The sequence below is a fragment of the Dyadobacter sp. CY312 genome (assembly GCF_021390535.1).
Lineage (GTDB): Bacteria > Bacteroidota > Bacteroidia > Cytophagales > Spirosomataceae > Dyadobacter.
In genome coordinates this window covers 39,104-60,666 of sequence record NZ_JAJUXG010000011.1, presented here as the reverse complement: position 1 = coordinate 60,666, position 21,563 = coordinate 39,104, and the positions used below count along the sequence as shown (strand labels likewise).

The window sequence follows — 21,563 nt, the reverse complement described above, 5'->3', positions numbered from 1 at the left end:
TTAATTGAAATAGTCAATTTCTATTTACTTTTGCCAATCAACTAACCCAAACAACTTTGGCCTGGTACCATACTTATTTTAAAGGAATTCCTCAACGCGCCTGGAAATTGCATCAGGATGAAGAATATACCGAATTCGAAGTGGATTTTCTTCGTGATGTGCTCGAATTGCAGGAAGATAAAAAAGTGCTTGATCTGCTTTCAGGCTATGGTCGCCATGCTATACCTTTGGCAACCGAAGGAATTGACCTTACCTGTATTGATATTTCAAGTGAATACTGTGACGAGCTTCAATCTGTTACCAGAGAGCATAAATTGCCCATTGAGGTGATCTGTGACGATGTACTTGATCACGATTTCGGTTCCCAGCAATTCAATGCGGCTTATTGTTTTGGAAATAGTTTCAGTTTCTTCCCAAGAACTGATTTGCAGCGACTGATACAGAACGTTTCAGATGTGCTTCTGCCAGGTGGATATTTCGCAATACATACCGAAAACCTGGCCGAAAGTGTATTTCCGAATTTTCAGACAAGAAACTGGATGCCTGTTCCGGGAGATATCGTGTATCTGGCACAGAATGAATACAACGCGGAAGGTGGATATATTGAAGCAGAACAGACATTCATTTCCGGCTCCGAAAAAGTGACTTATGATGTGCGGCAATACATTTACACACTATCCGAATTGTGTGCAATGTTCGGAAGGGCGGGCTTCGAAGTTACAGCCACGTTTGCCAATCTGGAAGCGGATCCATTTCTATTAGGGGATGACCAACTCTATCTGATCGCTAAGAAAATATAAAATCAATGCGGGAGTTTTGGGCGTAGCAAGCCGTACGTCCAGGTTCCCGCAATGGCACTTAATAGTGTAATGATGATTGCTAAAAATCCGCTTCCGATCTGAGCGAAAAGGGGACCCGGACAAGCTCCGGTAATTGCCCATCCGATTCCAAAAAGCAGTCCGCCATAAATTTGCCCTTTGTTAAAAGTCTTGCCTGGTATGCTGACCGCTTCCTGGTCTATTGTCCGCAGTTTGAATCTCTTGATAACCTGCACCGATACCAACCCTACCAATACAGCCGACCCGATTACACCGTACATGTGAAAAGAATCTAAACGGAACATTTCCTGTATCCTAAACCAGGAAACGATTTCGGCTTTTACAAAAACGATTCCAAATAAAACGCCTACAATCAGATACTTAATATTGGAAGTAAAACCTTCCGGATTGCTTTGCTGGTTGGTACCATCAAACCCATCCTCCTGAATTGAATCCGGTCTGGTGCTTATAGGGTTTACATTGATATTGCTCATTTTGAGAAAATTAGAATGTATTGTTTTTTATGAAATATTATTCCCGCTCAGCATGACAAATGTCAATTTACAATGACAGAGCTAATCGCTAAAAGCCACAAGCTAATTGCTTTATTTGATCAGCTGAAAAATAACCGGAAACAACAAATGTGTGCAGGCAAAACCACCAACCATAAAACTGATGGTAGCAACCAGAGACGGCCATTGCAGGTTGGATAGTCCCATAATCGCATGTCCGGATGTACATCCACCTGCATAACGTGTTCCAAAACCAACCAGAAAACCTCCCAGTACCAGAAAAATAAATCCTTTTAAAGTGAATATGGAACTGACGGAAAATAGGTCAGCTGGCATTAATCCGCTAAAATCTGTTATCCCTAAATGTGAAAGTGTTTGTTGTGTTGAGGTAGAAACAACAATCGTGTTCGGATTGGAAAGCCAGTGAGTAGCAACAAAACCGCCAATGGTGATACCACCCACAAAAAACAGATTCCACGCTTCCTTTTTCCAGTCATATTTGAAAAATGAAATATTGGCAGGAATTACCGCTGCACAGATGTGGCGCAATGAAGACGAAATACCAAAGGATTTGTTACCGAGTAAAAGCAAGATAGGCACGGTAAGTCCGATCAACGGTCCGGCAACGTACCAGGGCCAGGGTTTGCGTATCAATTCGATGAAATCCGCCATGTGCTTTAAAGTTAAGGTTGGTAAATGATGTGGTTTACAGTCGCTGTTAGTGTATGCTTCTTTAACACCACAATAGTACATTCTGGTTTTGTATTTCCCGATAATATTTCGGTACCATACAACTAAAAAACGAGCGCAACCGACATGTGAAATGAGTGATGCGCTCGTTTTAGTTACAAAAAGATGATGTGGTTACTCCACAGGTACATCCGTCCTGGCAACTTCTCCATATCCGCCTTCAATATTTACCACATCTTCAAACCCGCGTGATTTTAGTATGGAAGAGGCGATCATCGACCGGTAACCACCGGCACAGTGGATGTACAACATTTCATCTTTCGGAAATTCTTCCATCAGATCGTTGATGTTATCCAAAGGCAAGTTTTCAGCACCTTTGATATGTCCCGTAGCAAATTCTTCTGGTTTCCTGACATCGATCACATTGATATTGCCGCCTTTGAAATGGTCGGCGAACTCTGTGGCCGAGATGGAAATGACAGTATCTGTTTCTTTTCCGGCGTTTTTCCAGGCCTCGAGGCCACCATTCAGATATCCTATTGTGAAATCATAGCCGACCCTGGCCAGCCGGGTTACAACTTCTTCTTCCCTGCCCGGTTCCGTAACAATAAGCAGATTCTGTTTAAGGTCGGGAACAAGTGCGCCAACCCAAGGAGCAAAACCCCCGTCGATCCCGATGTTAATGGAATTAGGAATAAAACCCTTTGCAAAGTCAGCTGCCTTCCGTGTATCAAGAACCAAGGCTCCTGTATTGTTGGCTTTGGCTTCAAATGCATCCGGAGACAATGCCTGATCACCGCGTTCAAGCACATCATCAATGCTTTCGTAGCCGTCCCGGTTCATTTTTACATTTTCGGGGAAGTATTGCGGAGGTTCGGGAAGTCCGGCGGTCACCTCTTTAATGAATTCTTCCTTAGTCATGTCCGCACGCAGGGCATAATTGAATCGTTTCTGATTACCAAGCGTATCGGAAGTCTCTTTACTCATGTGTTTGCCACAAGCAGAACCTGCGCCGTGTGCCGGATACACGATTACGTCATCAGGCAAAGTCATGATTTTAGAACGGAGGCTGTCGAAGAGAATTCCCGCGAGGTCATTCATAGTCAGATCGCCTTTTTGTGCAAGATCCGGCCTTCCTACATCACCTATAAATAGGGTATCTCCGCTAAAAAGTGCAGTCGGTTTTTTATTTTTATCAAAAAGTAAATAGCTCGTCGACTCCATCGTATGTCCCGGTGTGTGCAGCGCTTTAATAGTAATTTCGCCCAACTGAAAAACTTCTCCGTCTTGTGCTATATGTGCTTTAAAGCCCGTTTTAGCTTCCGGACCGTATACAATTTCCGCCCCTGTTTTTTCCGCAAGATCAATGTGTCCGGATACAAAATCGGCATGAAAATGAGTTTCGAAGACATATTTGATTTTCGCCCCAATCTTCTCGGCTTTCTGTATATACGGCTGCACTTCACGCAACGGGTCAATTACCGCTGCCTCACCGTTTGATACAATGAAATAAGCTCCCTGAGCAAGGCACCCTGTATATATCTGTTCAATTTTCATGATGAATTTCGTTGGTTAAGAATCTTTTAAGTCATTATCCGATTCATATGTGAGTGCAAACCGGCTGACAAGGTAACAATACAAACCACGGAAAAGGTTTTTTTAGTTTCTTCCCGTTTACTGATTTCTGTCATCAATGGTCTGGAATCCTTTATACCTTCACCAGTTTCCAATGTCCGAGTCTGAATCGCCAGATACCCAGTAATGCTAGAATTGCCTCTGCTGCGGGTACTGCAATAAATACGCCAAGAGGACCCATTTTTATGGTAATGGCAAGGAAATAGGCCAGCGGGATCTGGAATAGCCAAAAGCAAACGAGATTCAAAACAGTCGGCGTTTTGGTATCGCCTGCCCCGTTGAGCGACTGAATCACAACCATACTGTAAGCGTAAAATCCGAATCCTAAACAAAGTACGCGTAAAGCAAGTTTGCCTGTTGCAATCACAGCCACTTCCGATGTAAACCATCCGATAATCATCTCAGCCCAGGTGAACATGAACAGGGATAATCCAACCAGAAAAATCAGGTTAAAAAATGCACATCGCCATACCGATGCTTCGGCGCGATCGGGTTGCTTCGCACCCAGGTTCTGCCCCACCAGTGTGGCGGCGGCATTGGCCAACCCCCATGCCGGAAGTAAGGTGAACATAATTACCCGGATGGCGATGGTATACCCTGCGACTACGTCACTGCCAAATTCTGCCAGGATACGTGTAAGGAAAATCCAGCTTGCCGAGGAGATCAGAAACTGAACCGTTCCGCCGGTTGCTACTTTAATAAGTGTTGCAATGGTTTCGCGGTGAGGCCGCAGATCTTCCCACACCAGTGCCAGCATCTTATTCACCTTCGCCAGTGAATACAATTGATAACTTACCCCGATGGTACGTCCCATTGCAGTCGCCAAAGCGGCACCCGTTACACCAAGTTCAGGGAACGGACCCACTCCGAAAATGAGAACCGGTCCCAATATCATGTTAAATACATTGGCAATGATCAGCGAACGCATAGCCGTTGCAGCAGATCCCGCCCCACGTAAGGCACCGCTCAAAGAATAGAGAAGCACAACTACCGGGCTGCTTATAAATTGGATTCTCGCAAAAGTGGTACCGGTTTCTATCACTTTGGCATCAGCCCCCATCAGGCTGAGAATATCTCCGGCGAATATGGTTCCGATGCTGCCGATGATGGCGGATATAACCAGCGAGATTACGAGCACCTGCCCGATAGCACGTCTGGCCCGGGCTGTATCGCCCTCACCAATACGCCTCGCGATGGTGGCGGTAGCGGCAGTACTTAATCCTATGGCAACGGAATATACAAGTGTCACGACCGATTCGGTGAGCCCCACAGTGGCAACCGCTTCTATACTGACTTTGGATACGAAAAATATATCGACAACGGCAAAAAGTGACTCCATGACCATTTCCAGGATCATGGGGACTGATAATAAGAATATGGCCCGATTGATGCTCCCTTGAGTAAAGCTTTCTTCGGAGCCGCCCAGAGCCTGCCGAAGCAGTTGCAACCACTTTTTCATTAGTTAAAAATTGAAGTACAAATATTGAAATGGTGACCCGGGATGGACCACGATAATGTCCTTGCGAAAGGCAGAATGGCTATGGTTAGCCGATGTGAAGAACCAACATATTTCCAAGAATTTTCGCAAAGGTAGCAAACTGGTATTTAATTATTCAAACAAAATACTGGATTTATAAAAATGGAAAATGTACCTTCACCAGATAAGTGTATGAACTTTTGGGAATATTAAACCGTTGCCAATCTACACTTTGAGAATAATTTCAAGGAGTTAAGGGCAGATTAACTGCCATTTGCAAAATATAAAGATTAGTGCATGATTGAGAAGAAGAAGTCATATTCAACGGCAGTAGAGAAGGAAACAGCAGTGCTGGTTGCCGTGAGTACACAAAAACAAACTGCTGCAAAAACCCAGGAATATCTGGACGAGCTGGCATTTTTAGCAAGCACGCTGGATGTTAAAACGCTTAAAACTTTTACCCAGAACTTAGAACGTACTGATATAAAGACCTATACCGGAAAAGGTAAACTGGAAGAAATCCTGATTTACGTTACGGCGAATCCGGTCGATATGATCATTTATGATGATGACCTTACGCCATCGCAGGTACGTAACCTCGAAGCCGTTTTTAAAGATATAAAGGTCATTGACAGGAGCTTACTGATTCTGGATATTTTTGCCATGCGTGCGCAGACTGCCCAGTCCAAGTTACAGGTTGAGCTTGCGCAATACCAATACATGTATCCACGACTGACCCGCTTGTGGACACACTTAAGCCGCCAGTCTGGTGCTGGTGTAGGTATGCGTGGTCCTGGTGAAACGGAACTTGAGACGGATAGGCGAATCATTAAGGAGCGGATCGCTTTCCTGAAAGAAAAGCTTGAAAAGGTGGATCGCCAGAGTACAACCCGCAGAAAAGAACGCGACAGGCTGGTACGTGTTGCCATTGTTGGTTATACCAACGTAGGAAAATCGACACTGATGCGTAGTCTTTCAAAAGCGGATGTTTTTGCGGAGAACAAGCTTTTTGCAACCGTAGATTCTACGGTTCGTAAAGTAAATATGGAAAACATTCCTTTCCTGCTTACCGACACGGTTGGTTTTATACGCAAGTTGCCCACAACGCTTATCGAGTCGTTTAAATCTACGCTGGACGAAGTCCGTGAAGCTGACATTCTGATGCACGTGGTGGATATTTCACATGCTTCTTTTGAGGAACATCTGGACGTGGTGAATAAAACACTCGTAGAAATTGGCGCGGCAGATAAACCTACCATATTGGTCTTTAACAAAATAGACCTTTACAAGCCAGCCTACAACGACGAAGAACTGGAAGATGAAGATCAGCCGGTGGCATCTGCGGAAAGTATTTTGGAGCAGCTGAAAAAGAGCTACATAGCAGATAAAGGCGATAACGTCGTTTTTGTTTCTGCCGAGAAAAAGGAAAATATAGACGAACTGCGTAACACCATATTCAAGCTGGTAAAAGCAAAACATTTTGCTATTTATCCAAACTGGCTGGATCTTGGTTACACACCCGTTCAAAATGAAGAATAAGCGTTTGTTATTTAAACGCTTATTTCGCATTTTTGCACCCCGATTGGGCACTGACTGCGTAGTTCAACGGATAGAATAGGAGTTTCCTAAACTCTAGATATGGGTTCGATTCCCGTCGCGGTCACTAAAGGTCAGGCTCTTGCCTGGCCTTTAGTGTTTTTATTGGCAATTGGATAGAGCGGATCGCCGCCCGATAGGAGTTGTCGAGCGCGACCCCGGCGTAAACTCTAGATATGGTTGGAGTCGCACACGACCGGGCGGCCGGAGCCGTTCGATTCCCGGCTAGGAGTCGCGGTCCCGAAAGGTCGGGCATTGAGCCTGGCCTTTTTTGTTTCAGGTGTGTCGAAGTTTATTGGGAAATTAAGAGGTACAATAGTGGAAGATCCGGATCGGGAGGTCAAGAGTAGTATCACCTTTTCGGCAAGAGAATCTTACCATGATGAAAATGGAGATTTGAAATTCCGGACAGTGAAGTATTAGGCTGTCAATTTTTAAGAAGTCAAATAGCAAGCTATGTTTTCGCCTGGTAAAAATGCACTTCGCTTCATTTTTACCAGGCGAAAATGGCTTGCCCTTGGGGCGTTAATTCGCCTTACGGCTTATTTGGGATTTTGACAAGTAAAGCAAAAAGGGTAAAATATCCATCAATGAAGTTGCTTTAATGGATGCGTTGAGCCGCATGATCAAAGCGGCTTAATTGGCCGGTATCGCTTTTTAGGGCGATGAGATCAGAAAATGGTTAATGGTATTATAAAGAAGCCGTTTGGGAATGTGCTTCTTTATAAAAATACATCGGATACTGTCGGACAAGTAGGGTTTATCTATACAATTTTGCAATTGCCTTAATGCCGTTCTGGAGATCAGTACACGTATCATAGATATTGTCGATATTAAGATTTTTTAAAAGTCCTTCAACCCTTTTGCCCTTTTGATATTGGTGACCAAATGTTTTAAACAATTTGGACATATCTAAATGGTTTAAGCCTTCATAGTTCTTGTACTTGTGAGGCACTCTCTTTGATTTTGGTGCGCGTAAATGCTTATAGATATTGTCAATTTCTATGAATAGCCAGCTTTCGAAATCCTGTGTAGCCACAATTAACTCTATCGTCTTCAAATGTTTTGAGCCAACTGTTTTTATAATATTTTCAGTATCGATTGGTGGTGGTTCTAGTTTGGGCTTGTCTCTGTCAAGGGCCACGAACACGTGTAAGTCCGTGTTTTTATTTTTATTTATAAAGTTATAGATCTCATTAGCAACCTTAGAGTTTATATTGAAATTGCCCTCTAGGCACTGTTTTGAAAACTTCATTGCACAACGTTCAAGTTTACTCTTAAAAACTAGGGGATAGAATTCACCCTCGGTTTCGCCTTCATATAAAAACAATATTGCTTTGCTGGCCATAGTTTCTAAAATGCGTCTTCAAAATCACGACCTTCTGCTAAATCTTCAAACAAAAGGTCACCGAAACTTATAAAACCTTTATTGAGCTTGGTTCGAAGCTCCTTTGCATTTTGAACCGCAGAAATCGTAGATAAACCTCTGGAATCTATGTGAGATACAAATACCTCGGAAGGATCTACGAGGTTTAACAATGCGGAAGAGTGAGATGTGATAATAAATTGCTTAATAGCACTATTCTGACGCACGAAATACATAAAGTTTTGTAGCGCCCTTGGATGAATTGAGTTTTCCGGTTCTTCAAGAAATATAATGCATTCATTAAAGGTTACTACCTTCAAAATTAAACCAATCATTAAAACCATCCCATCCGACAATTCATGCAGTAGGTCAGTTTTGCCAAATGACAGGAAATTCACAAAACTATGTTCTTTCCCATCTTTGTTCTGATAACTCTGAACTTCTATATCATCGAGATTTACAATTGTACGAATAGCATTAATAAAGGGAGCCCACTGATCCGTCTCGTATAGCTCGATTATCTCAGCCTCCAAATCATAGGATGCCAGTCGACCATCAAAGAAAGCACCTTGATTTGCCATAACAGATTTCATACCATGGGGCGAAAGATAAAATGTTTGAGTATCAAGAACTCTGTTTAATGCTAAAATGGCATCCCGAAATTTCGAGTCTATCGACTCTTGGAACAAAGTTAATGGTCGTAAGCCACTATTATGGTCAGCAAGCTGAACTAGTGGGATGATCTTTTTTATTGCAGAATGAAAATGCAAATCTTTGCCATTTCTCGTAAAAATGCTTGCCCAAGGACCTGTATTAGATCGCTGCTTCAGAGTAAACTCTTCCCGCGAGATCACAAATTTTCTCCTACTCCTTGAAGTCGCAGAGAGTTCTATTAAATAGTGATAAATCATATCGGACTCTGTATTTCTAAAATCCAATGAGATCTGACAATCATTGGCTTTTTCTGAAAAGAGGTCAGAAAATCTTAGGTTATAATCTCCGTCAAAAAACTTCTCAACGGAATCTGTTGATCCCCGAATAATGAATTTCAGGAAGGATGTAATCAGTAACAGATTGCTTTTACCAGAGCCATTAGGTCCGACTATCACATTTAGGGGGGATAGTTCAAGTTCGGCGAGGTACACGTTTTTGAAATTTTTTACTACTATGCTTTGAAGCTGTATCATCTCAAAATTTGCTTTGTATTATGCGATAAATCTACGAAATGTATGTCATTCTTTTCCTAAAACACCCTAAATTCAGTAAACATTGCACAAATACAGGAATATTATTTCTGAGTCTTGTAACGTTTAGTCTTACTTGGATTTTTTTCATTTGCTACCATTTCGTTACCTACTTGGGTTTGAACTATAAAATGGTCTAATAATCAACATATTACAAATTTCCGTTGCGGTCACGAAAGGTTAGGCTCAGTGCCTGGCCTTTCGTGTTAGTACGGTTATTAGGCCCAATCATTACAGTTTTTGTCGCATGATAACCACATAAGGTTGATGGTATATCGATGTAAGGATCAGTTGTCTCAAAACGGTTCCCATTACTAGCGACTAAAGTGGTGGATGCAGACGGCTTCATTTGCATATACTTCGTAAACGTTACGCTGGTAGTCGGGAGAACAGGAAATGATGACTGTAAAAAAGTTTACAGTTGCTTTTGTATTTCGAATGGCCGGCAGTATTGCACGCCAGTCAGCCTTTGCCATTTTTATTGGCTGCTTTAAGTTTTTGATCTTACTTTTGCACGGACTTAATATTTAAACTTTGTGAAGATGCTGAATGATGACTTATTAAAGCAAATCGAGTTTATCAAGGAAATTGATAAGTTGAAGTACATCCAGCGTAGAACCAAGTTGCTCAATAGTGACAGGTGTGAGAATGATGCCGAACACAGCTGGCATCTTGCCATGATGGCCATTGTGCTGGCAGGACATTCAAACGCGACCGTAGATATTTTAAAAGTGGTAAAAATGGTGCTGATCCACGACATTGTGGAAATTGACGCCGGGGATACTTTTATTTACGACACTGCCAAAAACCATACGAATACTGATGAAGAACTGCTCGCTGCCAAGCGGATCTTTGGTCTGCTACCAACGGAACAGGCAGCCGATTTCATAGCCATATGGGAAGAATTTGAGGCAGGCGAAACCAGTGAGGCTAAATTTGCAAGATCAATGGACCGTCTGGAACCTTTGCTTCAGAACGTGTCTAATAACGGGGGCACCTGGCGTGAGTTTGATGTGGATTACGCCAAAGTCTATCATAAAAAGAAGGTAATAGCTGATGGAGCCGAAGCCATCTGGCAATATGCAGATCAGCTACTTAACGAGTCTGTTGACAAGGGTATTCTTAAAAGGCAGTAAGCAGGAAGCTGTCACTCTGGCCTGATTTAATAGTACATGGTGCAGGGTCTTTATTTGTCTGAGTATATTTCTGACAATGAGGTATATACATATGTTTGTAGTATTTTTTTTGTCTATATTAGTGTAAATAATACTAAATTAACAATGAATATTTTAACCATATCTATGTAGAAAATATTACATTTGTTTGGCGCATATATAGTATTGCTACTCTATTGCATAGCGAGCGCTTACCACTCAACTTTGCATAAAAGACGTTACATAATGCTGAACGATGCTTCTGATTTTCCTGCCAACAGAGTGATGCTGCTCGATGACCACGACCTATTTGGGGAATCGTTAGGCCTTATGATTGAAAAGATGGTGCCCGGCGCACAGGTCAGTTATTATAAAATTGCGTCAGAAGCACTGCAGGAGCTGGAAGTTAATAAGTATCGATATCTGCTAACAGATATCACCTTAGGTGGAATGGGCGTTGAAGGCTTCATTTCGGATATAAAAAAACATGCTCCCGATCTGCTCATTATTATTGTAACGAGTGTGGTTGATCTTCGTGCCGTAAAAAAATTCATGGATTTGGGTGTGGATGCCTACCTTTCGAAAGCTACAAATAGTTATGAATTAAAAGTGGCAATGGAAAAGGTTGCCGTGGGTAAAAAATTTATAAGTTCAGACCTTAGTGCAGAGCTGATATCGGGTCCGCAGTTGTACCAAAATAATAACCTCACACAAAAAGAACTGGAAGTTTTAAAGCTGATCGCCGCCGGACACAATGTACGAGGCACTTCTGAAACCATGGGCATAAGTCCTTACACCGTGATGGCCCACCGCAGGAATATCATGAAAAAGCTTAAACTCCATTCTGCCGCCGAGCTGGTGGGATATGCTTATAAAAATAAATTGATATAGGCAAAACAAAAGCAGGCTGTGTAAACTTCTAAAAGATACACAGCCTGCTTTTGATGTTAAGATGCACTACTGCTTGATAATTTTAAAAGTGTTCTTTCTCCCTTGCGCCTCAATTTGCAATATGTAAATGCCCGAGGCAAGTTTGCTCACGTCAATATTTTCTTCCGCTTTGCCTGATTGAAATGAATTGATGCTCACTCCCTGCATATTAAACAAGACCAGATTACGTCGTTTTGGTGAATCGAATTTGATGTTTACAAAATCTTGAGCAGGGTTGGGGCCGACTGTAACTGTCATTTGATCTGGTAAAGGCTCTCCCGTAATCACCTCAACTCTTACTGTTGCAGGGGTTCCTATCGTTCCCGCTCCGCAACTATTCCAAACCTTGAATAACTTATAATATTGGCTTGGAGAGGCCTGAAAGAGTGTTATTGTATCAGATGCATTGGTTGTATAGCGGTTGAATACATTTAAATCTGTACCGTACTGATATTGCCACTGAGTACCTCCTTCCAGCAAAACCACTATTTTAGGATTGGTAACGCCATTATATAACACCGATTCGGATGCGAACCGTGCAGTGGCTCTATGGTTGAATACAGATGGATATCTATTCGTTCCGCTTCCTGTATTCGGATCCGATGCAAGGATTCGAAGTCTGTAATTTTTACCTGCATAAATGTCCGCTGGAATAACTGCTTTTAGCGGAGATGAAGAACCCGAAGTAAATATGGATCTGTAATTTTTTCCTGTTGTATCCGATACCTGTACCGTAAATGTGTTTCCCGCCGAAAAACTTCCTTTGGTTTCATATTGCACCAAAATTGTATCACCAATACAGGTTCCGCCTGAGGCATCAGTGCCGGTAACCGTAACTGTACGGCTGCTTGCCGGATTCACTTCCACGCTGGCACTACCGCTCATAAAGCCTTCTCCACATCCGTTGCTGGCAGAAACGAGTGTGTAGGTGGTGTTTTGCGTCGGACTCACATCGGCATAATAGAACTGCGACCCGTAAATCTGGCCAGAAGTACCGTCTGAAAGCCTGAAATTGATTATTTCCGGGGCGTTAACCTTTTTATTTTTTATAATAACCGTTGTTCTCTCACCCGGATTAATGATGCTGTTTCCGCCTATCGAAAGGTCCGCTTTCGTAGAAACGTTTACACTTAATACTGAATTGACACCCAGGGACTTCACTGTTGCACGAACGGAGTAATAACTACCCGACAACACAGCAGGAATGTTGAGCGTTTTGCGTCCGGACAGTGTTTTTGTAGAGTCGAGAACAATAACCTTTTGGTTGCCGGAATCTACCAGTTCGAATCGGATATAGTCGCTGCCAAGCTCCGCATCGCCCCGGAGCGCATAGGTAACATTAAATGTAGCTCCCTGGCAAACACTGTAACTATCCGAACTGATAGCAATACTTGGCTTAACCTTCACAGATACTTTTCCAGACACTGTACCATAGCCGCAGCTGTTATACACCGTTTGTAATTCGTAATCGCCGGACTTTGTCGGTTGTATATAATGGTTGGTAGGGCTACTGGAAGTTCCATGTCGGAGTCCGTTCTGGTATACCAGCATCCATGGAGCGGATCCTGTGAAAGTGGTTTTAAGATTTACAGACTGTCCGCTTTCAATTGTGACAGGATGTGGCATGTCCGAACTGAGAACTGCCGTCGGTAGTGCGCCTATTCGTATCATTCTATTTTCTGATACGCCTCCATCTGAGGAAACGATTCTTAAAAAATAGTAGCCGGCTGCCAGGTCATTGGGTACAGTCACATTAAATTGCCTGGTGATTTGATCTTTGGCTAATGTGATAATGTCACTGGATCCTTCTTTGATCAGTTCGAGCGAAAATTTTGAGTTGGTCGCATTCGACTTACTCACTGTAAACGGTACGGAGAACGGAACGCCAGGGCAAAATGAGGTGTTTTCGTAATCAATGTAAATGGGTGAAATGTTGTAAGGAATCTTTTTAATAGAAACCGACTGATTTACAGGTTCCGTTCCACACATATTTGTTGCCGATTTGATCGTGTAGGTGGTCATAACTCCTAGTGGAGGTGACACTTTTACACGCTGCTGATAGGCGTCAATTGGAGCGTTTACGTCCGAAGTTCCGTCTGTATATACCAGCGAGGTAAGGTTGCCGCCAGAGTTTGATAATGAGATGTATACTTCTTCATCGGAAGAGATATATGGTGAAGAAGAGGTCCCCTGCGGATAAAGATAAAAGTTGCCAGGTTTTTGCTGAAACTGAATGGAAATCTGATCACTGAAAAATACAGGGTTGGATGATGCTACCCTAAACTGGGCATAAGTCAAGGCGTTGGAAGGTAGTTTTACTTTATACTTCCCACCCGACTTCACAACAGCAAGGGTCTGATAGTTACAGCAATCCAAATATCCCTGAATATTGAAAACGTTGCCGTCGTTAAAATTACCAGTGGTCATAAAAGAAATTTCTACGCTGTCTCGCTGGCAAATGGACACTGCAGGCTGTTCAACATATACACCGGTAGTAAGGTTGGAGTTATTCAGGTTCAGTCTTATCGGAGCGATATTGTTATTGGAAAAGCATGCATTGGAAATCGATTTAATCTTTAAATCCATACTTTCTCTCAGGAAAACTCTTGTATTCCAGGAGTTATCGTCTGTGTTGTATTTCTGCCCGTTCCAATCTTCCAGCACCATAGGACCGCGGCCCTTTAAATTGATGTACACGTATTGATTTCCAGGTGCAAAATAATCGAAGTTCTGACCCGGGCGAACGTCCGGTTTACTTTGAACTACAAAATTGTAATGTGAGGTGCTGGAAAGAGATGCGGGCGATTCGGTCCTGATTGAAATTCCGTAAAAGGTATCGTAGTCGATCTCAATTCCATTTGCATAGTGAGTTGGTAATGCAAATTCCATAAATCCGCCATTTCTGGTAGCTGAGATGGTGAGCGGGTTGCCATCTTCACCGCTCAAATACATATTGACAAAGTATCTCGTTGAAGCGTTATAGTCAAAGTTGGATAGAAATGGCAGACGAAAAGTTGATCCCTGGCAAACAACTTGCCTTACCTGTGGACTAGGAATAATCACACCCGGGTTCACGGTTACAACCATGGTCTGATTGCCCGGTTCTGTTGTCTGTCCACATCCTGAGCTGAAAGATTTGATGTTATAGGACGTTGTTTTCTCTGGTCTTAGATATATATAAGCGCTTCCCTCAGACGTAGATGAAAAGGTTTGTCCATCCTGCATCTCAGCAGAAAATGGCGGCAGTCCGCTGAAAGTAACATTGGCATAAAAATTATCGCCTATGTTGATCGTACCGCTGGAAGATGTAAACTCTACACTTGCTTTTGGGTGAACGTACAAGATGAAATCAGACAGTGAACTTACAGAAGAGGGGTGTTCCGTAACAATCTGGACTCTTACGGCAGTTCGGCTTGTAATGTTCAGAGATTTCGGGATTTGAGCTACCAGCACATTGTCTTTTATTACAGCAGTCACTTCTGCCTGACGAGGTGTTTTCTGGTCAGTGTAATACAATTCTTCTTTGAAACGTAACCTGTATTTGGTTTGGGAAGAAAAAGGAGTTCCCTGTGCGGAAAAGCTCACTTTTATTTCTCCATCCAGACAAACCGCAGCTGGTGTAGTGGCAATAGGTCTGAGAGCGGCAGCATTAACTACGGGTTTGATTAATCCCCTCACAGTCATTGCTCCACATTGGTTTTCAGCATGAGCTATAAATACGGGATCATTGCCATTGGTGGGAGTACTTAAAGTTGTAATGTATGCCTGACTTAAATACGAAGAGACCGAATGTCTGGTGCTATCGTTGAGGGTGATATTAACGTGTGAATCACTTATTGTGAGAAGTTTTATTTTAATATCTGCACCAAAGTTGATCGTATCCGAATCTGCCGAGGTTAATTCAATGTAACCTCTTTTGTTAATTTTAAAGGGTGCCCAATTACTTTCCGACTTGGGCGAAGAGGTGACAACACGAAGTACGAGATTAGACCTATATGTCACCAGCGTATCAGAATGAACAACTTCAATGGAACCGTCTTTTAGTACAGCCGGTAACTCACTAATAATTTTTGTATCGTTTTGCTCTCTCACTTGAACGGTAAACTTGTTATCGCCATTGAAAGCACCATTGGTACTAACTGATATACGTTGAACTGATCCGATGCATGCTTCATTGATGTAATTGATGCTAATGCTTTGCGCAAGAGCTGCCTGGCAAAGGCATAATAAAACTAAGATAACACTGTAATTTTTTTTCATAGAGGATTAAATTTACTTCAAACTTAATGGAAACTAAAATGATTTATGTAACCGATGAGCTGCTAATTGAAAATATTTTTTCAGTGAATAATCTCCGTATATAGCCCAGGGTATGGATAAGCAAGAATGGCGTGGAATAAGCATACAATTCCCGCTGATATTGTTCTCAAATTTCCACAGTCCTGTTTAGCGGTTTGTAATATTGAGTCATTGGTTATGATTTAAGAATGATTTGGTATACTACAATTGAATTAGGGGCGCTAGCATGAAAATTGTACGTCTAGCTACAAACCTAACCGTTCTGTCAAATGCAAATGTTTTCTGGCCTGGGTAAATCCAGGTATGTACCTCTTCTGATACTATTCGTACTCGCATTGGTTCAATCCTGTAAAAAGGATCCCCGCCAAATGAGCCGGGAAGAAATTACAAAGGAACTTGGCGATAAGAAAACCTATTCCAAGATGCTGGAATATGCGAAATTATCCGGAGTTGACTCGGGTAAGTTTGCCGGGAAAGATGGGGAAGCACCCGTGTTCGCTTTGCTGGAAGAACTCGCTTACGGGCATAAACCAGCTTTGAAATACCTGGAAAAGAAGATGAAAGCAGATACGTCTTTGCTTCGTGCTGCGGCGGAGGAGCTTGTGAAAGGACAATCAGCTGACAAGGCGATGCAAAAGTTGGAACCGCCATACCCTGTTTATCAAAATCTGAAAATACATTATGCCCGTCTGATTAAAGACAATGAGAAAGATAGTGCCGCATTGGTGGCCGAAACATTGAACGCATATCGCTGGATGCACCGCCAGGCTCAGGGAGCACCGCGAATGGTAATGGTGAATATCCGGGGAGCATACCTTACTGGAATGGATTCTGCCGGAAAAGATGTGATTACCATGAGGACGATTGTAGGTAAAGGGGATACACCAACACCTACTATTGATACCTATGCAACCAGCATTGTGACACACCCTTATTGGAATGTGCCTAAGAGCATTGCCATTAAAGAGCTACTGCCGAAAGCAAAAGCGAATGCATCTTATCTTGCCAATAATAAAATTGAAGTGATTGATAAAAAAGGAGAGGTCGTCGATCCGGAAAATCTGGATTGGGATGAGCTTTCTGCTGATAACTTCCCATACCGTTTCAGGCAGGAAACCGGAGAGGACAACTCTCTGGGTTTGCTAAAAGTAGAGATCAAAAATCCACTAGCGATTTACCTGCACGATACCAATGCGCGATATTTGTTCGATAGCGACAAAAGATTTCGGAGCCATGGCTGTGTGCGGGTGCAAAGACCAACAGATCTTGCCAACTTCATGGCAGGAAAAGAACTGTTGAGAAGCGATTTCCTGACTGAACCGGATACTGTTTCGACTCCTCCAAAATGGAACAAGCTGGAAAAGCGGATTCCTGTGTTTCTCTTTTATCTGGGAGCAGACTGTAATGAAAAAGGGGATTTGCTTTATTTTGAAGATGTATACAAAAAGGGAGTTCCCAAAGTCTGATTTTCTTCCTGCTCGGTAAGTCCTGCCAGAAGCTGTGAAGATTTGAAATACTTTTGATCCATAGAATAGATAAAAAGTCCTGCCCCGTTGTACAACATGTTGATCAGCTTTTTGCTGTCTGCAACTGATACGGCGGGGCAGCCCTGGCTACGTCCTAACCTGCCGGTGTTTTTGATAAACGATTCGCTCACATAGTCTGCGCCGTGCATCACGATGGCACGTTCAAAAGCACGATCGTTGATTCCTTTCTCTACACCTTCCAGCTTCAGCGAAAGTCCGTGTTTTCCAACATAAGTACCAAGCGTACGATAGAAACCCAGACTCGACTGGAACGACTCATTATTGTTCGAGAATTTCTTCGCATACTCTTCTCCGGAATTCCGTCCATGTGCTACATAGGTGTGCATCAATATTTTCTTTTTGATGACGTCAATCACATAAAGTCTTTTGTTTCGGGACGACTGGCTGAAATCTGCAATGGCCATGATCGGATTGTGCAGGTTCATTTTCTGAAATCCAAACCAGGCGGTATGAAACGCACTTTGAGACAGACCTTTTTCTCCCAGATGCAGAGAATCATACAAGGCTACCCATTCAGGTTTAAGCTTTAAAGAGTCTGATTTTATTGAAATGGAATCTGTATTCGTAGATTCTGAATAGGAAAGTGGATTGATTTTTTGGAAACCGAATGAAGCACTAAGGGCAACTATTACTGCTACTAACACAACCTGAGCCTTTGTCATTACGTATCGTTTAATTGGACAATCGTTTCATGAATAGGGAATCCGGGAACAACTGGTTTTAGCAAAACGAGTATTAAAACATTAAGTTGCCCGGATGCAGAAGAATTTAGCTTCTGCAAGGTATGTTGATTAACAGATGGTTACATTGAAATGGTTCCATGGCCGGTTCAAAAAGGTTGATTCTGAGCTGAGATTTAACCAGTATTAGAAGGGTACACGGAGTCAGGGAGAGAGTCACGGAGATAATTTTCGCGATGTATTAAAAAGGCTTTTTACCACTGCTCTGATTTTTTCAATTGCTGATATTATTAAGCTACGAATACACGCATGTTCACGAATATGGAGTGAGTTATTTATTAAAAAAGTGTCGTGCATTCCTAGCGTAGAAAGATTACAACCATTTTTTACTGTAAGTTTGAAATGCTAATCTCCAAACATATGACAGACAGACAATATCCTATTGGTCGTTTTAATCTTCAAGATGACTATTCCACCGAAGAATTTACTGCCTTAATTGATGTAATTCGGGCTGCGCCGGCGCAATACCGTGCGTTGGTGGGAAATCTTTCGGATGACGATCTTACCAAAATTTATCGCGAAGGAAGCTGGAATATCCGTCAGCTGGTACACCATGTATCGGACATTGGTTTGCTGCATTATTACCGCATGAAAAAAGCGATTACAGAGCCAGGCTCAGATATGGCTGTGATCAATATGGATGCCTGGGCACAAACAACTGATTCTTTGCAAATGCCTGTTGCAGATTCAGTGTTGCTATTTGAAGCGATAACAAACAAATATATATTTCTCATTACTACATTAACTGTGGAACAGCTGAGTATATCCTACTATCATCCTGTCCGGAAGCTTTGGCTTACTCAAAAACAAGCTGTTGCGATGTCGGCATGGCATGTGGAGCACCATCTGGCGCATATTCGGTTGGCGTTAGGGGAGTAAAGGTTTCATGTAGACAACAGGTTTCACGCGAAGGAAAATAAGATTAAGGCAAAGAGCGCGAGGTAAGTTTTATTAAAGTTACACAGAGCGATACAGAGGTGAAAGGAGCGGACGCTGCCCGGGTTCACAGAGAAAACAATAAACTCTGTGGCTCCGCGCGGCGTCCGCTCTTATTAACTCTGTGCAACTCTGTGTGACAAAAAACCTTCGCGCCCTTTGCTTTTCACTTCCCTTCTTTGCGTGAAACTTTTTCCTGGACAAACTCAATTTCTGTCTCACTCATTCAATAGTAAGAGTTGTCTGCCCAATAATTTTTTCCTATATTTAGAATATACGTAAACAAGAGATACTGATCTTCTCTATACTACCGCAGGTTACATTAAAATTCTTCCGCGGGTCATTGCCAAACGGCACTCATGTAAAAACTGATTAGATCAGGATCTTAAAAAATACATTTGTAAGTATGGAAATACTAGACAATTTAGACCCATTGCTCAGGACGTTCTGGTTTATAGCCATTCCCGCGAGCCTTATTTTTATGATCCAAACCATCTCTACCTTTATTGGAGCAGATGCAACGGACGGACTTGATGCGGATTTTGACAGCAATCTGGACGGAACAGACGAACCATTTCAGTTATTCTCGTTCCGCAACCTCATCAACTTTCTGCTGGGTTTTAGCTGGGGCGGTATTTCGTTTTACGGAATTGTTTCCAGCCCGATGTTGCTGATCGTTTTAAGTCTGGTGATAGGGCTTACGTTCGTCGGTGTGTTTTTCATGATTATTCAGCAAATCAGAAAACTCGCGGAAGACAATTCGTTCAAGCTCTCTAACACAATCGATAGAACCGGGGAAGTATATCTCACCATTCCGGCTGCAAAAACGGGAACAGGAAAGATTATGATCAGCGTGGGCGGTTCAGTCCACGTACTCGACGCAATCACGGAATACGAACAAATAGAAACAGGATCCGTTGTGAAAGTAACCCGTGTAGGAAATAACAATTTTCTGACAGTAGAAAAAGTCTAACAGCTGACCGCCGAAAGCTCAAATAGCATTTAACTAACCCCCGCACATATGTCTCCAATCATTATCATTGTTGTATTAGCAGTAGTCATTTTTGTAAGTATTACCGCCCTGGTTTCGCGCTACAAGCGTTGCCCGTCTGATAAGATCCTTGTTATTTATGGTAAAACGGGTGGAACATCTGCCAAATGTATTCACGGAGGCGGTGCGTTTGTCTGGCCGGTTATTCAGGACTATGCGTTTTTGGATTTAAAACCATTATCTATTGAAGCCAACCTGACTAACGCACTAAGTCGTCAGAATATCCGTGTGGATGTACCCTGCCGTTTCACAATTGCTATTTCCACTGAAACGGACAGCATGAATACAGCTGCTGAAAGGTTGCTGGGATTGAGTTTTGAACAGATTCAGGAACTGGCAAAAGATATTCTTTTCGGTCAGCTTCGTTTGGTGATTGCCACGATGACGATTGAAGAGATTAACTCGGACCGCGATAAATTCCTGGAAAATATCTCGAAAAACGTGGACAGCGAATTGCGTAAAATCGGTTTGAAACTGATTAACGTAAACGTGACGGATATTCGTGATGAATCGGGGTACATTGAAGCACTTGGTAAAGAAGCTGCTGCAAAGGCGATCAACGAAGCAAAGATCAGCGTCGCAGAACAAGAGAAAATAGGGGAGACCGGTAAGGCGCTTGCTGACCGGGAAAAGGATACGCAAATCGCAGAAACGCACCGTGATCGTGATGTAAAAATCGCCATCACACAAAAAGACCGGGAGATCAGCATTGCCGCAGCAGCCAAAGACGAAGCGATTGGACGCGCGGAAGCACAACGTGATACAAGGGTAAAAACTTCAGAGGCTAACGCAATCGCCATCCAGGGGGAAAATGAGGCAAAGATCGCTATTGCACAATCCGACGCGCTACGTAGGGAAAGAGAGGCGGAAGCTTTGCGTACTGCCCTTGCATCCGAAAAAGTACAACAGGCAAGAGCACTGGAAGAATCTTATGTTGCAGAGCAAAAAGCAGAATTGGCGCGTTCGGAAAGAGAACGCTCTACTCAGATTGCTAACATTGTAATTCCAGCAGAAATCGCCAAACAACGGGCCATCATTGAAGCTCAAGCAGAAGCGGAAAGAATCCGTGAGCAGGCGAAAGGTGAGGCGGATGCGATATTTGCCAAAATGGAGGCGGAAGCAAAAGGTTTGTACGAGATTTTGACCAAGCAAGCCGAAGGTTACAAGGAAGTGGTTGCCGCTGCCGGTGGAGATCCAACCAAAGCGTTCCAGTTGTTACTTATTGAGAAATTACCTGAACTGGTGAAAACGCAGGTTGATGCCGTGAAAAACATCAAGATTGATAAAATAACGGTTTGGGATTCAGGAAACGGAGAAAATGGAAATGGCTCAACAGCCAATTTCGTATCTGGCATGATGAAGACGGTACCTCCATTGAATGATCTGTTCAACATGGCCGGACTGAACTTACCGACCTATCTCAAAGGAACGGACAATCCCGAAGCACCTGCGGTAACGGAAGTGAAAAAGGAAGAATAAAAAAGGTTTCACGCAAAGAAAAATAAGATTAACGCAAAGAGCGCGAAGGATTTATTACCCTTCGCGCTCTTTGCGTTTTGACTTCCCTA

Annotated in this window: 17 protein-coding genes and 1 tRNA gene; 10 read left to right on the top strand and 8 right to left on the bottom strand. The window is 42.8% G+C overall.

The annotated features are described in order from the left end of the window. The first annotated feature begins 56 nt into the window (after nucleotides 1-56). Nucleotides 57-800: a class I SAM-dependent methyltransferase gene (locus LZG71_RS15240; RefSeq protein ID WP_233821728.1), complete on the top strand. Its 744-nt coding sequence runs from the start codon at nucleotides 57-59 to the stop codon at nucleotides 798-800. 2 nt (nucleotides 801-802) lie between these two features. Here LZG71_RS15240 and LZG71_RS15235 read toward each other — a convergent pair whose 3' ends face one another. The 4 genes from LZG71_RS15235 to LZG71_RS15220 form a co-directional block, all read right to left on the bottom strand. Then, on the bottom strand, nucleotides 803-1,312 hold the full coding sequence (locus LZG71_RS15235; protein WP_233821726.1) for a DUF6691 family protein: 510 nt from the start codon (nucleotides 1,310-1,312) through the stop codon (nucleotides 803-805). A 111-nt stretch (nucleotides 1,313-1,423) separates the two neighbouring features. Next, a complete protein-coding gene (locus tag LZG71_RS15230) occupies nucleotides 1,424-2,002 on the bottom strand; it encodes a YeeE/YedE family protein (RefSeq protein WP_233821724.1) in 579 nt (192 codons plus the stop codon). Nucleotides 2,003-2,194: 192 nt separating this feature from the next. Then, on the bottom strand, nucleotides 2,195-3,577 hold the full coding sequence (locus LZG71_RS15225) for a rhodanese-like domain-containing protein (protein ID WP_233821721.1): 1,383 nt from the start codon (nucleotides 3,575-3,577) through the stop codon (nucleotides 2,195-2,197). Between the two features lie 151 nt (nucleotides 3,578-3,728). After that, nucleotides 3,729-5,114: an MATE family efflux transporter gene (locus LZG71_RS15220; RefSeq protein ID WP_233821720.1), complete on the bottom strand. Its 1,386-nt coding sequence runs from the start codon at nucleotides 5,112-5,114 to the stop codon at nucleotides 3,729-3,731. A gap of 315 nt (nucleotides 5,115-5,429) precedes the next feature. On the opposite strand from LZG71_RS15220, the gene hflX reads away from it, so the two are divergent. The 3 genes from hflX to LZG71_RS15205 all read left to right on the top strand — a co-directional run bounded on the left by hflX (nucleotide 5,430) and on the right by LZG71_RS15205 (nucleotide 7,151). Next, the gene (gene hflX / locus LZG71_RS15215; protein WP_233821718.1) at nucleotides 5,430-6,671 is read left to right on the top strand and encodes a GTPase HflX; all 1,242 of its coding nucleotides are present in this window, start codon (nucleotides 5,430-5,432) and stop codon (nucleotides 6,669-6,671) included. A 52-nt stretch (nucleotides 6,672-6,723) separates the two neighbouring features. Then, a tRNA-Arg gene (locus LZG71_RS15210) sits at nucleotides 6,724-6,795 on the top strand. 113 nt (nucleotides 6,796-6,908) lie between these two features. Beyond that, nucleotides 6,909-7,151: a hypothetical protein gene (locus tag LZG71_RS15205; protein WP_233821716.1), complete on the top strand. Its 243-nt coding sequence runs from the start codon at nucleotides 6,909-6,911 to the stop codon at nucleotides 7,149-7,151. A gap of 337 nt (nucleotides 7,152-7,488) precedes the next feature. On the opposite strand, the gene LZG71_RS15200 is transcribed toward LZG71_RS15205, so the two are convergent. Further along, complete coding sequence (locus tag LZG71_RS15200; RefSeq protein WP_233821714.1) at nucleotides 7,489-8,076, bottom strand: DUF4276 family protein; 588 nt, start codon at nucleotides 8,074-8,076, stop codon at nucleotides 7,489-7,491. 5 nt (nucleotides 8,077-8,081) lie between these two features. After that, nucleotides 8,082-9,281, bottom strand: coding sequence for an AAA family ATPase (locus LZG71_RS15195; RefSeq protein ID WP_233821712.1), 1,200 nt, complete (start codon nucleotides 9,279-9,281; stop codon nucleotides 8,082-8,084). A 599-nt stretch (nucleotides 9,282-9,880) separates the two neighbouring features. Between LZG71_RS15195 and LZG71_RS15190 the strand changes: the two genes are divergently transcribed. After that, the gene (locus LZG71_RS15190) at nucleotides 9,881-10,474 is read left to right on the top strand and encodes an HD family hydrolase (RefSeq protein WP_233821711.1); all 594 of its coding nucleotides are present in this window, start codon (nucleotides 9,881-9,883) and stop codon (nucleotides 10,472-10,474) included. A gap of 264 nt (nucleotides 10,475-10,738) precedes the next feature. Further along, nucleotides 10,739-11,383: a response regulator transcription factor gene (locus tag LZG71_RS15185; RefSeq protein WP_233821709.1), complete on the top strand. Its 645-nt coding sequence runs from the start codon at nucleotides 10,739-10,741 to the stop codon at nucleotides 11,381-11,383. A gap of 66 nt (nucleotides 11,384-11,449) precedes the next feature. On the opposite strand, the gene LZG71_RS15180 is transcribed toward LZG71_RS15185, so the two are convergent. Further along, nucleotides 11,450-15,682 (bottom strand): T9SS type A sorting domain-containing protein, encoded by a 4,233-nt coding sequence (locus LZG71_RS15180; protein ID WP_233821707.1) that lies wholly within the window; start codon nucleotides 15,680-15,682, stop codon nucleotides 11,450-11,452. 308 nt (nucleotides 15,683-15,990) lie between these two features. Here LZG71_RS15180 and LZG71_RS15175 point away from each other — a divergent pair, with 308 nt between their 5' ends. Further along, nucleotides 15,991-17,187, top strand: a complete 1,197-nt coding sequence (locus LZG71_RS15175) for a L,D-transpeptidase family protein (RefSeq protein ID WP_233821705.1) — start codon at nucleotides 15,991-15,993, stop codon at nucleotides 17,185-17,187. On the opposite strand, the gene LZG71_RS15170 is transcribed toward LZG71_RS15175, so the two are convergent. Next, the gene (locus LZG71_RS15170) at nucleotides 17,145-17,930 is read right to left on the bottom strand and encodes a murein L,D-transpeptidase catalytic domain family protein (RefSeq protein WP_233821702.1); all 786 of its coding nucleotides are present in this window, start codon (nucleotides 17,928-17,930) and stop codon (nucleotides 17,145-17,147) included. The two genes, LZG71_RS15175 and LZG71_RS15170, sit on opposite strands and share 43 nt — an antisense overlap. Before the next feature lie 438 nt (nucleotides 17,931-18,368). On the opposite strand from LZG71_RS15170, the gene LZG71_RS15165 reads away from it, so the two are divergent. The 3 genes from LZG71_RS15165 (at nucleotide 18,369) to LZG71_RS15155 (ending at nucleotide 21,474) form a co-directional block, all read left to right on the top strand. Beyond that, nucleotides 18,369-18,887, top strand: coding sequence for a DinB family protein (locus tag LZG71_RS15165; RefSeq protein ID WP_233821701.1), 519 nt, complete (start codon nucleotides 18,369-18,371; stop codon nucleotides 18,885-18,887). Nucleotides 18,888-19,350: 463 nt separating this feature from the next. Continuing rightward, on the top strand, nucleotides 19,351-19,917 hold the full coding sequence (locus tag LZG71_RS15160) for a serine protease (RefSeq protein ID WP_233821699.1): 567 nt from the start codon (nucleotides 19,351-19,353) through the stop codon (nucleotides 19,915-19,917). 48 nt (nucleotides 19,918-19,965) lie between these two features. Then, on the top strand, nucleotides 19,966-21,474 hold the full coding sequence (locus LZG71_RS15155) for a flotillin family protein (RefSeq protein ID WP_233821697.1): 1,509 nt from the start codon (nucleotides 19,966-19,968) through the stop codon (nucleotides 21,472-21,474). Nucleotides 21,475-21,563: the final 89 nt, after the last annotated feature.